This is a genomic window from Streptomyces sp. NBC_00988 (assembly GCF_045162645.1).
Taxonomy (GTDB): Bacteria; Actinomycetota; Actinomycetes; order Streptomycetales; family Streptomycetaceae; genus Streptomyces.
This window is the reverse complement of sequence record NZ_CP108730.1, coordinates 12,294,367-12,311,565: the sequence shown is the minus strand read 5'-3', so window position 1 is coordinate 12,311,565 and position 17,199 is coordinate 12,294,367. Positions and strand designations below refer to the sequence as shown.

Here is a 17,199-nt window from a genome sequence, read left to right as displayed (position 1 = left end):
TCGTCTTCAAAGGCATTCCCGCAGGCCGATGAGCTGCCACCCGCCGCCCGGGGCAGCGTTCGACTGACCCTCAACCCCTCGCTCCTGGGTTCAGTCACGTGGGTCGGCGCGGTTTGCCACACCACGATCGAGGCGCTGCTCCTGGTCAACTCAGGATCGCGTAAGCCGACCAGGAGGCCCCGACGCCCGAGGACTTCGCATGGACGCTCGTGACGCCGCCATCCGTCGGCTGGCCCCGGACGACACCAAGCCCGACGAGGTTTCTGCGGCCGAACAGTTCGTCGCCTGGAGCGGCGCCCACCGGCCACTCGAGACGGCGCTGGCGGCTCCGGGTGCCGTGCCCAGCTTCCGGACGATCGCCCTGCAGAACGGACTCGATGACCTAGTTGTGGCGCTCGGCCGGTCTGCGCTGCCGGCTGGCCTGCCCGGCGACACGGCACAAAAGCGCCGTACGGCGTTCGCCCGGCAGCTTCGCACCGGACTGTTCCGGCGCGAGCCCACCGCGGTCCTCCAGCGGATGGTGCAGGACGACGAGATCTCCGTCGGTGGTGGCGCCGAGCAGGCCGGCGTGGTGCGGGTGCTCGGGAATCTGGGCGCCGGGTTCGATCTGCGGCGGAACTCGCTCACCTCCGCCCTCCGGGCTCCGGATGCCCTGGACGGCGTCCCTGAGGATCAGCGCAAAGGCGTGATCGAGCGCCTGAAGACTCTGCAGCGCGTGCAGGCGATCAGCCCCACGCCGGAAGCCGTGGCCGCGGTGATCGGCACGGGCAACCGGTCGGCCATGGCTGTGGCGATGACGCCACGCGACCAGTTCCTCCGCCGGGTGGAGGGCCAGCTGGATCCGGCTACGGCCGTTGCGACTCACGAGGCTGCGGTGCGGGTGCAGATCCGCAACGAGGACGCGCTCGCGGCGATGCGCCAGCAGATCACCGGCTCCGGGATCCAGCTGGCCGACGGCACGCTCTCCCAGCCCGAGCGGCTCGACCGGGTACAGAAGGCAGCCGACGCAACCGGGGCGACCCTCGACATCCAGGGTTTGTTCGGCGATCTGGACTTCTGCGAGTGCGACGCCTGCCTGTCGGTCTACAGCCCGGCCGCCTATTTCGTGGAGCTGCTGCAGTATCTGCGGAACAACAACCTGGACCCGGGTAAGCCGTCCGTGCCGGGGATCGTGGGAACACCGCTGGAGAAGCTGCTGCGACGCCGGCCGGATCTGGGCTGTCTCGAACTCTCCTGTGAGAACACCAATGTGGTGCTGCCGTACATCGACCTGGTCAACGAGATCATGGAGAGCTTCGTCGTCCACCTCGGCGAATACGCTCAGGACTCGCACGATCCCAAGCAGGTCACGCTCGAGACCTTCAACGTGCGGACCGAGACCAGTGGCGAACTGCAGGCGCAGCCGCAGCACATCAACCAGGAGGCTTACTGCATCCTGAAGAGCGCGGTCTTCCCGATCGGGCTGCCCTACCACCAGCCGATCGACCGGATGCGGATCTGGTTGCGCGCGATGAAGACTACGCGGTTCGACGTGCTCGACCGGTTCCGCAGCGGGCCGCCGGGCAGTGACACGAAGAACGCGGACCCGGACGACCTTCCGGAGATCCGGGAACTCTGGGCAGCACTGCGGCAGCGCGCGGCGGATGCGGAGTTCCTCGGTCTCACCCAGGAGCAGTACGTCATCCTCACCCGTGAGGCGTTCCCGCCCCGGACGTTTCTCGAACTGTGCACTGGCGGAACGATCAGCCCCCGGCAGTACCGACGGCGGATCGGTGTCCGCCCGGTGCACGAGTACTACGGGTACGGGTCCGTGAACGACATGCTGGACGCCGACGAGACCCGCCACCTGGGGCTCACGTTCGTGAAGGACCAGTTCCTGCCCCGTACCGGCCTGACCTACGCCGAACTCGTCGACGTGCTGCGGACCCGGTTCGTCAACCCGGTGATGCCGAGCGGGCCCGCGCTGGGGCTGACGCTGGCGATCCAGGCGAGCTACCAATTCCTGCAGACCCTGGTCGACGCTGGAACCGCCCATCCGAAGCGGCGTTTCGCGAAGGTCATCGAGTTCCTGGTCTCCCAGCAGGGTGTGGTTCCAGGGCTCTGGCGGCGGCTGAGCCTGGACGAACCGTGCGGTCCGCCGGCTAAGGAGGACAGGCTCACCCGCGCGGAGATCACGGCGTGGGTCCACTGCTGGTTCGAGCGGCTCGGCCGGCTGATCGTGCTGGACTCCGGCGAACGCCCGCGTCTGCCGATCGCTGGTGATCTGTACGGGCTCCTCGGTGAGGAGAACTGGGGCAAGTTCGGGCGTCTTGACCACGACGGCTCCATCACCGATCTCGCGGGCGCTCCCTATGGAAACGTAGGTCCGGATGGGAAGGCGATGCTGGATGACGGGCAGGTGCTGAGCAGTATCCAGATCCACAGCTCCGAGGGGTTCGTCATCGGTGAGACCGATGGGAACGGCTTCCTGGTCCGACCCTACTCGTCCAAGGAGGAGTCGCCGGGTGAGACCGGGCCGGGCTCACGGATCCGTTGGCTGTCACCGGCTGATTCGTGCGATTTGGACGCGGTGCGGCTGATCCACCTGGACGGGTCGGTCGTCACCGAGGCGGAGTACGGGCGGCTCCAGCGTTTCGCCCGGCTGTGGCGAGCGCTCGCCTGGACCGTGCCCGAGACGGACCAGGCGCTGGCCGGACTGGGCGCTGGCGATGGCCCAGCAAAGGAAGATCCGGACGAGACCGAAGACAGCGACGAGACCGGCTCCACCGCATGGGATCTCGAGGACGATTGTGGGTGCTCGACCGGAGAGTGCGGCAAGCACGACGCCGCATGCCCGCCGCTCCCCCGCCGGGCCCGGATCAGCACGGGCTTCCTCCACGAGATCACCTTCGTCAGCCGCATCATGGAGCGAACGGGCCTCGACCTCGACCGCGTGCTGACGTTCTGGGATGACATCGACTCGGCCGGGGACGACTCGCTCTATACACGGATCTTCCTGCGCCACAACGTGCTGGGCACCGATGACGTCTTCCGCCCGGACGCCAACGGCCAGGTCCTGGTGGACGCCGGGCCGATCACAGATCACCTCGCCGGGCTCCAGGCCGCGCTCGGTATGGGAGCGCAGGACATCACCGTCCTGATCACGGAACTCGGCCTACCGGACGAGCTCACGGTCCACACGCTTTCCGCGCTGTTCCGCTACGCGGTGCTGGGGCGATGGCTGAGGCTCAAGGCACCGGACCTGGTCCGACTCCGGGTGGTGTTCGGTGATCCCTTCGTGAACGCCGAGAAGACCTGGACCTGCCTCGAGGACTGGCAGCGCGCCGACGAGGCCGGACTGTCGCTGCGACAGCTCGACTTCGCCCTGACCGCGCACGACGACATCCGGCGCCCGCTCGCACCGTCGTCGGGCGCGGTGCTCCGGCTGACCAAGACGCTCTACGACGGACTGACCGCCATCGATCAGCAGCACGCGGATCTGGGCAATGACGACAAGGCGCTCGCGACGGTGGAGCGCGTCCGCACCGAGAGCAGCTTGCTGTTCGACGATCCGGTCGTGAACCAGATCGTGGGCCTACTGCAGGGGAACTGGTCCTGGATCACGAATGCCCCTGCAGGCCTGGCCATTCAGGTCCCGGAAGCGCTGACGGGACGGGTCATGTACGCATCACCGGCCGTCCAGCCGGGACAGCTGGCGCCGTCCGCCACTCTCTCGGTGACCGGGATCCTCGACGCCAACGACCGCGCCTTGGTGGAGGCGCTCTCCCCGTTACCGGGATGGCACTCTGCCCTGGATCGGCTTGCGGCACAGCCGAAGGCGTTCTTCGAGGCCACGATCGCGCCGCTGGCCGCGGATCCGGCAGCGCAGCAGGAGCTGGCCGGCGTCCTGCTGGGCGGTGACGTCTGGCCGGTCCCCGGCGTGGGCGAACCGCCACCCACCGAGCCCTCCAGCGCGGTGCTGAAGCGGCTGGCGTTCCTGCAGGCGCTGCTCCCGGAACTGCGCAAGCGCCTGGCGCACAAGCTCATCGTCGACACCGTCTCCGGCGCTGCGGGTATCGACGGTCCGGTGACCGACGTCCTGCTCTCCGACGTGCTCAGCAGCGCGGCCGGTGGATCGGCCATGGACGCGTTGCTGTCCCTGAGGAACACGGGTTCGGCGGGACCGGGGTTCCATGGCTATCTGATGGTGCCCGCCACTGACCAATACGTCTTCGTGGCCGCGGGTTTCGACACCGAGCCGGCCGCTCTGTCGATCGATGGTGATGCTCTGCCGCTGGACACCCAGCAGCAGGATCCCTCCAATGTGTGGCAGAGCCAGCCGATCTCTCTGCGCTCCGGCACGTTGGTCCCCTTCGACACCCACGACATCCCGCTGGCTCAGGTGGAGTGGCGGACCGCCGGACGCCCGACCGCCGCCATTCCCGGATCGGCCCTGATCGCCGAGCACATGGCGGCCGGAGTCGGCGAGGTGCTCGCCAGGCTCTGGCGCACGGGCGTTCTGGTGAACGCGCACGGCCTCGGTGCCGATGAGACGAGCTGGCTCGACCAGCACCAGAGCGACTTCGGTGGCTGGGACTTCGATGGCCCCAGGCTCGATGGCTGGCGGCGGCTGGCCGCGTACACCCATCTGCGCAGCACGATCACGAGCAATGGCGAAGCCATGGTTGCCCTGTTCCGCTGGGCCTGCAGCACGGCACCCGACCCGGCACAGCTGACCGACCGGATCGTGACGGCGACGGGGTGGGATCCGGTCCTGGTCTCGGGGCTGCTCGCGCCAGCCGGGTTCGACGTTCAGGATCCCGCGTCGTTCCGCAATGAGATCACGCTGATCCGGATGGCCCGCGCGGTGGAGGTCGTAGATGCCTCAAGAGCCGAGGTACAGCAGCTGTTCGCGTGGGCCGATCCGGGCTCGCGGTTCTGGCCCGCGCACGCGCTGGCCTGCGGGATCGAGGCCGCCTATCGGGGCAGGTTCACCCAGGAGGACTGGGAGAAGGCGGTCGAGCCGCTGTACGACGAACTGCGATCGCATCAGCGCGGGGCTCTGGTCGACCACCTCGTCGCGCAGCCCGAGTTGCGCGAGTGGGGCGTGATTGACTCCGCCAGCCTCTTCGAGTTCTTCCTCATCGATGTCGAGATGGGCACCTGCCGGGACACATCCCGGATCAAGCAAGCAATCTCGAGCGTCCAGTCCTTCGTCCAGCGGTGCCTGCTGGGCCTGGAGGGTGACCACGGGGTCGACGCGAAGGTGCTGGACCGGGGTCGCTGGGAGTGGATGCAGAAGTACCGCGTCTGGGAGGCGAACCGGAAGGTGTTCGTCAATCCTGAGAGCTATCTGCGGGCCGAACTGCGCGACGACACCTCTGAGATCTTCGACGCGCTGCAGGCACAGCTGCTGCAGAAGGACATCAACCAGGACACGATCGAGGCGGCGCTGCGGGCCTACGTTGATGGGCTGGACGAAGTTGCCCGGCTCGAACCGGCCGGCCTCTTCGTCGACAACGCGACGCAGACGGTGCACATCTTCGCCCGCACCCAGTCCGCACCCCACCTGTTCTACTACCGGATCTTGGACACCGAGAACATCCGCTGGTCCCCCTGGCAGCGGGTCCCGGTCGACGTCCCCAGCTACGACGTGATCCGGGGGCAGGCGAATGTGAACGGCTGCTACCTCGTTCCGGTCGTCTTCCAGGGCCGGCTCCTGATGTTCTTCCCCCAGTTCAACCGGAAAACGGACCCGCCGGCCGCTGCGTCCACGACTGACTCATACAACACGGTCGCCGGCCAGTCGGTGAGCGCCACGCAGAGCGTGCTGTCCTGGGAGATCAAGCTCAACTACAGCGAGTTCCGCAACGGAAAGTGGTCGCCCAAGCGGCTGTCCACCAGCACGCTGTACTCGGAGCAGGGTGCCGTGCTGCCCGACATCGGCTCGTACATCTTCGTGCCCCGGATCACCATCGACTCCGTGCTGATCGACGTCTACCCCGGCCACGCGGGCAAAGTGGGGCGGTTCGAGTTCAGCGGTCATCACGTGGACGCGAGCGGGACCGCAGCTGACTGGACCCCCCGCCCCTCGCTGACCTTCCACTGGGACAGCACGAATGCACTCAGGTCCATGCAGGCCCTGGAGACCGGCGGCCCGCTGCACACGGACCGGCCCTACGCACTGCGTGATCTGCGTTCGATAGTTCTGTTCTACGACTGGGCTGCCGATGACCACCTGGACGACGCGGACGTGCCGCCGCTGCTCGGCACGCTGAACACGCAGGGCGTGGAGGGGTTGTTCCAGTACTACCTCGGCGCCGCAGCGTTCGACGAGCGCTACGGCCAGTACCAGCAGAACGCCACCGCACTGTTCCACGAGCTGCGGTCGCCGGTCTCCCTCTACACCTGGGAACTCGGCTTCCATGCGCTCATGCTGCTGGCGCAGCGATTGCTCAGTGCACGGCAGTTCGATGACGCGTTGCACGTGATGCACTGGATCGTCAGTCCGATGGCGAAGGGCGACGATAAGGATCCGGTATGGCGATTCCTTCCCTTGCGGCTGACCGAGATCGACCGGGACGCCCAGGACCTGTTCCTGCGACTGCAGCCGAACACACCGGACACGGACATCAGCGAGTGGCGCAAGAACCCGTTCAACCCACATGTCGTGGCCCGGGGACGCATCTCGGCCTACAAGCGCTGGGCCGCCATGCAGTACGTGCGGATCTGGATCGAGTACGGCGACTACTACTTCCGGCAGAACACGCTCGAGACCATTCCGATGGCCATCCAGTGCTACGTGATGGCGTCGCACCTCTACGGCCCAGCCGGGCAGGAGATCCCCAAGCGGGGCAAGACCGAGCCGGCCACGTATCGCTCACTGCTCGACCGGTGGGACGCGTTCAGCAATGCGCTGGTCGAACTGGAGCTGGCCTTCCCGTTCACCAACCAGCCCGACCTGCCCGACCCCACGGATCTTCCCGACGGCCACACGGTCACCGAGCCGCAACCGGCCAACCTGTTCGGGTCGGCGTCCAGTCTCTACTTCTGCATCCCGGCCAACCCCGAGATCCAGGCACTGCGCACAACGATCGACGACCGACTCGCGAAGATCCGCGCGTGCCAGGACATCAACGGCGTCTACTCGCCACTCCCTCTGTTCGAGGCACCGCTGGATCCGAACCTGCTAGTGGCGGCCGCAGCCGCGGGACTCAGCATCTCGAGCGTGCTCAACGATCTGGACACGCCGATCCCGGACTACCGGTTCATGTACCTGATCCAGAAGGCGCTGGAGAGCTGCAGTGAGCTGAAAGCGCTCGGCGCGGCGTTCCTCGCGGCGAAGGAGAAGGGCGACGGTGAGGAACTGCAGCATCTGCGGGTGGTTCACGAACACGCCATCAACGGACTGGTCATGGAGGTGCGGACGCAGCAACTGGAGGAGGCGACCAAGGCGCGGGACACCCTGGCGGCAAGCCGGGTGGCAGCCGTGTACCGGCTCACTCACCAGTTGCACCTGCTCGGTGAGGATCTGTCGAAGCTGCCCGGCGAGACAACCGACTACGCCGAACTACCCGACCTCATCGAGGCGCCGGTGGACGTCGGCGGGCTCAAGGTCAATCTGCTCGAGAAGCAGGAGCTGGACAAGGCCGCCGAGGCACGGGACCGGCAGACCGCGATCGGTCACATCGAGGCCCTGGCCAGCGTGTTCCACGCGATTCCACTGGTGGGCGCTCACGCGACGCCGCTCGGCGTCGGCGCTGAGCTCTCCTGGGGTGGTTCGAATCTCGGCAATCTCACCCAGGCCATCGCGCGCGAGCTGCAGGTCGCGGCCAACCGCACGTCGTTCGAGTCGACCAACGCCGGCCGCAAGGCGGCCCTGCAGAGGCAGCTGCAGGACCGGGTCCAGCAGGCCAACATCGCCGGGCACGAGATCACCAACATCGACAAGCAGTTGGTCGCGCAGGACATCCGGATCGACATCGCCAGCAAGGAGATCACAAACCAGCAGGCCACGATCGACAACTCACAGGCGGTGCTGGACTTCCTGGAGAGCAAGTACAGCGGGCCGGCGCTCTACACCTGGATGGAGGTCCAGCTCAGTGGCCTGCACTATCAGGCCTACACGCTCGCCTACGAGCTGGCGAAGAAGGCCGAAAAACTGTTCCGCTTCGAACATGCCTACACCGGGCCGAGTTTCATCCAGTTCGGCTACTGGGATCCGGCCCGAGACGGACTGCTGGCCGGGGAGAAGCTCTGGCAGGGGCTGAAACAACTGGAGTCGGCCTACCAGAACTCCCGCGGCCACGACTTCGAGATCACCAAGTCGATCTCGCTGCGCCAGCTCGATCCCGCCGCACTGATGACCCTGCGCGAGACCGGCGCCTGCGAGTTCTCGCTGCCGGAAGTTCTCTTCGACATGGACTACTGCGGGCACTACCAGCGCCGGATCAAGACCGTGGGCCTGAGCATCCCGTGCACGATCGGCCCCCACACCGGATTGAACGCGACCGTCCGACTGCTCAAGCACCAGTACCGGGCCACCCCGGAGGCCAGGAACGCTGGTGATTACCCGCAGAGCACCGATGAGGACGATCCGCGCTTCGCCACCACCAACATTCCGCTCACCGCGGCAGCGTTCAGCTCGGCCGACTCGGAGAACGCCGCCTTCGACCTCAACCTGAACAGCGAGCGATTCCTGTTCGGGGAGGGCGCCGGCGCGATCAGCTCCTGGCGGCTCGAACTCCCCCGGAACTTCCGCCAGTTCGACTACCGGTCCATCACCGACGTCACCATGCGGCTGCGGTACACAAGCCGAGACGGCGGCGACGCGCTGCGCACGGCGGCGGAGGGCGCTCTGCTCGACTGGGTCAAGGACGTCGAGGACCTCGGCCAGAACGAAGGGCTCTCCACGGCTTTCGACGTGATCAACGAGTTCGCGGATGCCTGGTACGCCGGGATGCACCCACCGGCGGCCGCCACCGAGCGGGTCGTCGATCTGCCCGACATCACGCGCACGCTGCCGTTCTTCACCCAGGGGCGGGACCCGGACAAGGTCGTGGCCAGCGACATCTACCTGTTCGTTCAAGGCGATCTCACACCGGACCAGGTCACTGCCGTCCAGGGGGGCGTCGATGTTTCCTTCACCAACGGTGCGCCCGCCGGAGATGACCTCACCGTCTTCGCAGCTCACGACGTCGGAGCGCCCGTGACCAGCCTGAAGCTGACCATCGCCGATCTCGCGGCCAGCATCACCCAGTTCTGGGTCGTCGAGCGCTTCACCCTCCTGTGATGGCGCCCCCGCCCGGTGCGATTCCGGAGGCCCCAGGCCAGCCGGGCATGCCTTCGCCGGGTCAGCCGAGTGGTTCATCAGGCGCCGACGTCAGTTCCGACAGCAGCACCGCGACCGGTGCCGGAGCGAGCCCGCAACCCGCACTTCCAGTAATTAGCGCGCCGAAGGGAGGCGGCGCGATCAAGGGGATCGGTGAGAAGTTCGGCACCAATCCCGTGACCGGCACGGCCTCGATGAGCATTCCGATCCCGTTGTCACCCGGGCGGTCCGGGTTCGGGCCATCGCTCTCCCTGGGCTACGACTCCGGCAACGGCAACGGCGTGTGGGGATTCGGCTGGTCCCTGAACACACCGGCCATCATGCGGAAGACCGACAAGGGTCTGCCGCGATACGCGGATACGGATGAGTCGGATGTGTTCCTCATCTCCGGTGCCGAGGATCTCGTGCCGGTGCTGAACACCGATGGCACGCGGCACGCAGACACCACCACCTTCCCGGGGTTCAGCGTTCACCGGTACCGCCCGCGGATCGAGGGGCTCTTCGCCCGGATCGAGCGCTGGGTGGATGCAACAACCGGCGAGACACACTGGCGTTCGATCAGCCGGGACAACGTGACCACGCTCTACGGCCGCACCCCCGAGAGCCGGATCGAGGACGGCACACGGACATTCGAGTGGCTGATCTGCGAGAGCCACGACGACCGGGGCAATGCGATCGTCTACGAGTACGTGCCCGAGGACAATCGCGGCGTCGAGCCGCCACTGCCGGGCAGTGCTGTCCGAGACCACGTCCGCACGCGGTATTTGAAGCGGATCTTCTACGGCAACCGGACCTCGCGTCTGGTCCAGGCCGATGCCAGCGACTGGATGTTCGAAGCCGTTCTCGACTACGCCGAAGGTCATCTCGCGCATCGCCCACCCGCTCCCGGAGTGCCGGCGGACGCACAGCACCACTACGCCGACGCATCAGTCGATGCGTCCGGCACGTGGCCGGTGCGGCCCGATCCGTTCTCCAGCAACCGGGCAGGATTCGAGATCCGGACCCATCGCCGCTGCACCGCCGTGCTGATGTTCCACCGGATCCCGGACCTCGGCCCGGATCCCTACCTGGTCCGGTCGACCGAGTTCGACTACCGCAACCTCGTGGACGACGGCCAAGTGGCTCCCGAGAGCGAACTCACCCATCAAGGGAGCACGCGCATCGCGTCGTTCCTGATGTCGGTCACCCAGTCCGGCTACACCCGCCAGCCGGACGGCCGCTACCTGCGCAGTACCTTGCCGCCGGTCGAGTTCACCTACAGCAAGCCGGCGATCGACCCAACCGTGCACACCCTGGACGACGAGAGCCAGCGCAACCTGCCGATCGGCCTTGATGGGCACGTCTACCAGTGGATCGACCTGGATGGCGTCGGTCTGCCAGGGGTGCTGACGGTGCAGAGCGGAACCTGGTACTGGAAGGCGAATCGCGGTGACGGTCGGCTCGGGCCGCTGACTCCGCTGCGCGATGCGCCGGCCGCGGTCACTCCGGGCACCGGCCGCGGCCAACTGCTGGACCTGCAGGGCGACGGACGCCTGGACGCCGCCGTGCTGGACGGGCCTTCGCCGGGTTTCAGCAGCCGCACTGAGGATGGCAGCTGGACGGCGTACCGAGCGCTGAGCGCCGTCCCCGCGGTCCGGTTCGATGATCCGAATCTGCGGTTCGTCGACCTGACCAGCGACGGACTGGCCGACATCTTGGTCACTGAAGGTGACTCGTTCACCTGGTACGGATCGCTCGGTGAAGGCGGGTTCGCCGCCGGGCGACGGGTTCCTCAGCCGGACGACGATGGTGCTGGGCCGCGACTGGTCTTTGCCGACGGCGAGCAGGCGGTGTACCTGGCCGACATGTCCGGCGACGGGCTCGTCGACCTGGTGCGCATCCGCAACGGGCAGGTCGCCTACTGGCCGAGTCTGGGTTACGGCCGGTTCGGGTCGCGCATCATCCTGCGCAACTCGCCCTGGTTCGATACCACGGAGGCCTTCGACCAGCGGCGGATCCGGCTCGCCGACATCGACGGCTCGAACGCGACGGACATCATCTACCTCGGCCGCGACGGCGTACGGCTCTATGTCAATGAATCCGGCAACCGATTGACGGATCCGCTTCGCCTGCGGGGCTTTCCGCCGGTCAGCCAGTTCAGCGCGGTCCAGGTCGCGGATCTGCTCGGCAACGGCACGGCGTGCCTCGTGTGGTCTTCGCCTGCACCCGCAGACACCCGGACGCCGGTGCGGTACATCGACCTGATGGGCGGCACCAAGCCGCATCTCCTCATCCGGTCGGTCAACAATCTCGGCACCGAAACCGCGGTCGAGTACACGCCGTCCACCCGCTTCTACCTCGATGATCTGAACGCCGACCGGCCATGGGCCACCCGGCTCCCCTTCCCAGTGCACTGCGTCAGCCGGGTTGAGACCACCGACCGGATCAGCGGGAACCGGTTCGTCAGCCGGTTCCGTTACGCCCACGGATACTTCGACGGCTTCGAACGCGAGTTCCGTGGATTCGGCCGGGTCGAGCAGTCGGACACCGAGACCTACCCGGACCTGGCCCACGGCACCGCGGCCACGAACGAGGACGAGGTCTCCCACGTCCCGCCGGCACGTACGGTGACCTGGTACCACACCGGGATCTTCCGCCCGGGCGAACAGGTCTCGACCCACCTCGCCGCCGAGTACTACCGCGAACCGGGGCTTACCGACGCCGAGGCGACAGCGATGCTGCTGCCCGACACGGTACTGCCGCAGGGGCTCGACACCAGCGCGAGGCGCGAGGCCTGCCGGGCCCTCAAGGGATCCATGCTGCGCCAGGAGGTCTACGCCGACGACGGCACACCGCAGGCCATCCACCCGTACACGGTCACAGAGCAGAACGTGACGATCCGGCTGCTGCAGGACCGCGGCCCGAACCGACATACCGTGTTCCTCACCCACCCCCTGGAGGCGATCTCCCGCCACTACGAACGCATCCCGACAGATCCACGCACCACTCACGCGTTCACGCTCGCGGTCAACGACTACGGGAACGTGGAACGGTCAGCCACCGTGGGATACGGACGGCGTCAACCGGACCCGGCACTGGACCCAATCGATCGGACGGCGCAGGCCAAGATCTGGATCTCGGCAGCCGAGACCACCTATACGAATGCTGTCGAGGAGGCCGACGATCACCGCACGCCGCTCTCGGCCGAGTTGACCACGTTCGAGTTGACCGGGCTCGCGCCCCCCACCGGGCCGAGCGGGTGCTACAGCCGCAGCACCATCGACGACGCGATCAGCGCCGCCATTCCGATCGACAGCGAGATACGACCTTCCGCGGGAATTCTACAGAAGCGGGTTATCGAGCGGACTCGAAACCTCTACCGGGCAGACGATCTCAGCCGGCCGCTGCCTACGGGCACGCTGGAATCGCGAGGACTTGCCTACGCAAGCTACCGGCTCGCCTTGACCACTGGACAGATCGCCGGCGTTTTCGGCAACCGGGTGACCGAGGCGATGCTGCGAATCGAGGGAAGGTATGTCCAGCCGATCGGAACGGCAGGTTGGTGGATCCCCTCCGGCACGACCTACTTCTCACCGGACAGCAGCGACACGCCAGATCAGGAGCTGGCATTCGCCATCGACGCGTTCTTCCTGCCGCACCGGCACCGGGACCCGTTCCATACCGCTGCGATACCAACCGAGTCGACCGTCACCTACGACGTACACCGGCTGCTGCCGGAGCGGGCCACCGATGCACTCGGAAACATGATCGCGATGTCATCGATCGACTACCGCGTTCTCCAGCCTGCCGAGGTGACCGACCCCAACGGCAATCGCGCCGCTGCCGCCTACGACGCCCTCGGACTCGTGGTGGCCACGGCAGTAATGGGCAAGGCCGCTGCGGCTCCGGCCGAAGGTGACCGGATCACAGCAGATCTTATCCCCGACCTGACAGACTCCGAGCGGGAGGTCTTCTTCTCGAATCCCCTGGGCGCCTTCGCAGAGTCTCTCCTCGGCGATGCCAGCCAGCGCTTCGTCCACGACCTTCACGCGTACCGTCGATCGGCCACCTCGGCTCACCCCCAACCAGCGTGGTCCTTCACTCTGGCCCGTGAGACGCATGTGCCGGACCCTGCGCCGCTACGGATCCAAGGCGCCTTCGCCTACTCAGACGGCTTCGGCCGCCAGATCCAGTCAAAAGCCCAGGCCGAAGCTGGGGAGGTGCCAGCGCGGGGCGCGGACGGCCAGATCGTGCTCGGCGCCAATGGTCTCCTGGTGATGACCTCAGGCGTGTCAGCTCGGTGGGTAGGCACCGGTTGGACCGTCTACAACAACAAGGGGAACCCGGTCCGCACGTACGAGCCCTTCTTCACTGACACGCACCAGTTCGAGCCCGACACCCGGGTCGGGGTCACCCCCATCCTCTGCCACGATCCGATGGGACGCATCGTCGTCACCGTGCACCCCGATCACAGCTGGGAGAAGGTCGTCTTCGACCCCTGGCAGCAGTCTGCGTGGGACGTCAATGACACCGTGCTGATCGCCGACCCGATTACGGATCCCGACGTCGGCGGTCTGCTTGCCCGGCTGCCTGCGGAAGATGTCCGGCCAACCTGGTATGAGCTGCGCACCGCCCCGGGGCTGGGCGCCGAACGGACTGCGCGGTGGCCCGATCCGCGAAACCTGGCAGCGCAGCAGCGCGCGGCCACGCAGACCGGCGTCCACGCGGCGACACCAGCGGTGACGCACGCGGACTCTCTTGGCAGGGCCGTGCTCGCCGTGGCGCACAACCGGTACACGTACAGCAACGCCCCCGACGGGTCGGCACCCGTCGAGGAGAAGTTCCTGACCCGCACGGTCCTGGACGTTGAAGGCAACGAGCGGGAGGTGATCGATGCGCTGGGACGGGTGGTGATGCGCTACGACCACGACGTTGCTGGACGCCGCATCCACCAGTCCGGCATGGACTGTGGGCACCGCTGGTCGCTGACCGACGTCGGGAGTGCGGTGCTGTACAACTGGGACGACCGCGGACATCAGACCCGGACGCAGCACGATGCGCTGCGCCGACCCGTCCGCACCTTCCTCCAAGACGGCGATGCAGCCGAGGTGTTGATCGGATCCACCCTCTTCGGCGAGTCCGTACCCGCACCTGAGGCTCGCAATCTGCGGACCCGCGCCATCGAAGTCCGTGATCAGGCCGGCCTCGTCACTACGGACGAATACGACTTCAAGGGCAACCTGCTGCACCGGGCCCGCCAACTGGCGCGGGTCTACGACGCGACGCTCGACTGGGCCGGGAACGTGGACCTCCTGCCGGGTCCGATGGTGCAACGCACTCGCTACGACGCCCTCAACCGGCCGGTCCAGGAGGTAGCACCGTGCGCAAACCTGGCGGGCACCCCCGTAAGCGTCGTGCAACGGTCCTACAACGAGGCCGGCCTGCTGGAGCGGGTCGACTCGTGGCTTGAGCTGGACGCGGAGCCGAACGCGCTGCTGGACCCGGCGACGGCGTCGCTCGCCGCGGTGACAGGGATCGACTACGACGCCAAGGGGCAACGGCAGCGGATCGGCTACGGCAACGGTGTGGTCAGTGACTACGCCTACGACCGATTCACGCTCCGACTGGCCCGCCTCACGACGCGGCGCGACGGTGACACGGTGCAGGATCTCGCCTACACCTACGAACCGACCGGCAACATCACTGCCATCCGGGACGACGCACAGCAGACCGTCTTCTTCCGCAACTCCCGCATCGATCCGGGCAGCGACTACCTCTACGACGCGACGTACCGGCTGATCGAGGCGACCGGGCGGGAGCACCTGGGGCAGAACGGCGCGTCCTTGCCAAGCACCTACAACGATGTCGGCTGCATCGGGCTGCTGCACCCGGGCGACGGTAATGCCATGGGCCGCTACCTCGAGCGATACGTGTACGACGCCGCGGGCAACATCCAGTCGCTGCAACACCGAGGGAGCGACGGGGCCAACCCCGGCTGGACCCGCAACTTCACGTATGGCGAGGCCAGCCGACTCGAACCTGCGAAGACTGGAAACAGGCTCACATCCAGCTCCATCGGCAGCACAACCAAAGTCTTCAGCGCGGCAGGCGACGGCTACGACCAGCACGGCAGCATGCTGCGAATGCCCCAGCTGCAGGAGATGCACTGGGACCACCGCGACCAGCTCCGGATGACCCGCAGGCAGGCCGTCGACGCCAAGGACGCCGACGGCATCACGCATGCGGGGGAACGTACCTGGTACGTATACGACGCCTCGGGACAGCGCGTCCGCAAGGTCACCGAGAGCAGGTCGGGGGTGATCAAGGAATCGCGGCTCTACGCAGGCCCATGCGAGGTCTACGAGCGGCGCGGGGGTAGCCCGCTGGTCCGCGAATCGCTGCACCTGAGGGACGGCAAGCAGCGGGTCGCACTGGTGGAGACACGCCTCGCCGGCGTCGAGCCCGGAGTCCCGGCGCGACTGGTGCGGTTCCCGTTGGCGAACCACCTGGGCTCGGTGGCCCTGGAACTCGACGACCAAGCGAAGATCATCTCATACGAGGAGTACACGCCGTACGGATCGTCGTCCTACCAGGCCGTCCGGAGCCAGACCGAGGCGACGAAGCGCTATCGATACACAGGCAAGGAACAGGACGAGGAGAGCGGGCTCTATTACCACGAAGCTCGCTACTACGCGCCTTGGCTCGGGCGGTGGACGAGTTGCGACCCCGTGGCCCATCCGAACCGATACTCGTTCTGTGACCTGAACCCCATTGCGATGACAGACCCCTCTGGCCGTGATCCGGTCGAACTCCAATCTGGACCGTATAGAACCATCCGAGGTGACCACGTACACCAAGTTGCATCGAGAACCGCCGGGCCTGGGGCAAGCCGAGCGTCTGCTGCCGAGTTCAGGAGCAGTCTTTCTGTCAGTACCAAGAGCCCGGGTTACAACGACGCGGGTGGACAGCGCGTCGAGACGGCGTTGAACCGCGCTCAGTGGGGAACGGACGCGAACGGCACGCCCGCTAAGACCGGGCGTGTGCAGATCAACGCCTCCGGAGAGACGAGTGTTGGAGTATCTCGTTCGGCGACGGTATCCCCCTGGTTTGAGGACATTAAGTCGTTCTTCAAACTGCGTGAGGCAGGGTTGTCTCCAGATGATGCGTTGGACGCAGTTTTCGCGTCTTCTGAGCAGCTCGAAGCAGCGGGTGCCATGCCTCAACGCGTACCGAACGCACCCCGCTCAGCCCCCAAAACGCTCAAGACTGGGCAGATCCTCTCGCCAGAGACTCCGACACAGGTGTCGGGCGGCGCGAATGCCAGTGCAGGGACGCCCGAAGCAGCGCCACATCCCGAGACCTTCGCCAAGACCGCAGCAGCCGACCTGGAAGCGGCAGCAGGTGCTGCTGGCGCTTCCAAACCCGTATCCGCGCCGGCCTCGGGAGTCAGCACCGCCCTTCGCGTCGGTGGAATAGCGCTGTCGGTGGGCGGCACGGCATACTCCGCCTACGCGTTCGGTGAGGACATCTCCGAAGGTCGGTGGGGTTCCGCCGCTCTCAACGGAACCAGCTTCGCGGGTGGTGGTCTGGCCCTGGGTGGGACCGCCGTCGGCTCCACGGCTCTCGCCACGGTGGGAACCGTTATCGCAGCGCCAGCTGCCGTCATTGGAGCAGGCGCCGCTGGCTGGAAGATCGGCGAATACACGAATGAGAACACGGCCATCTCCGACGTTGCCGCTGCTGGTGGATCTGCCGTGGAGAGGTTCACTGGCTCCAGCACGTGGGGAGCAATCGGCGCAGCAGGGACAGCGGTCGTGACGGCCCCGGTGTTCGTTCCCATAGCCCTGGGGAAGGGCATCGGACGCGGAGCCGCATGGCTGTGGAACAAGGCCTTCTAGCCTCGCCGTTTC

2 protein-coding genes are annotated in these 17,199 nt (G+C 66.8%); both read left to right on the top strand.

Annotated elements, in window-relative coordinates:
* Positions 1–199 precede the first annotated feature (199 nt).
* Entirely contained in the window at positions 200–9,271 is a 9,072-nt protein-coding gene (locus OG496_RS55130; protein WP_405976502.1) for a neuraminidase-like domain-containing protein, read from the top strand.
* Positions 9,271–17,187, top strand: a complete 7,917-nt coding sequence (locus OG496_RS55125) for a SpvB/TcaC N-terminal domain-containing protein (protein ID WP_405976501.1) — start codon at positions 9,271–9,273, stop codon at positions 17,185–17,187. The genes OG496_RS55130 and OG496_RS55125 overlap by 1 nt, the downstream gene beginning before the upstream one ends.
* The last annotated feature ends 12 nt before the right edge of the window (positions 17,188–17,199 follow it).

What these genes read in the sequence shown, in the direction of transcription:
- OG496_RS55130 (WP_405976502.1), top strand. Translation starts at nt 200, where the DNA reads ATGGACGCTCGTGACGCCGCCATCCGTCGGCTGGCCCCGGACGACACC.
- OG496_RS55125 (WP_405976501.1), top strand. Translation starts at nt 9,271, where the DNA reads ATGGCGCCCCCGCCCGGTGCGATTCCGGAGGCCCCAGGCCAGCCGGGC.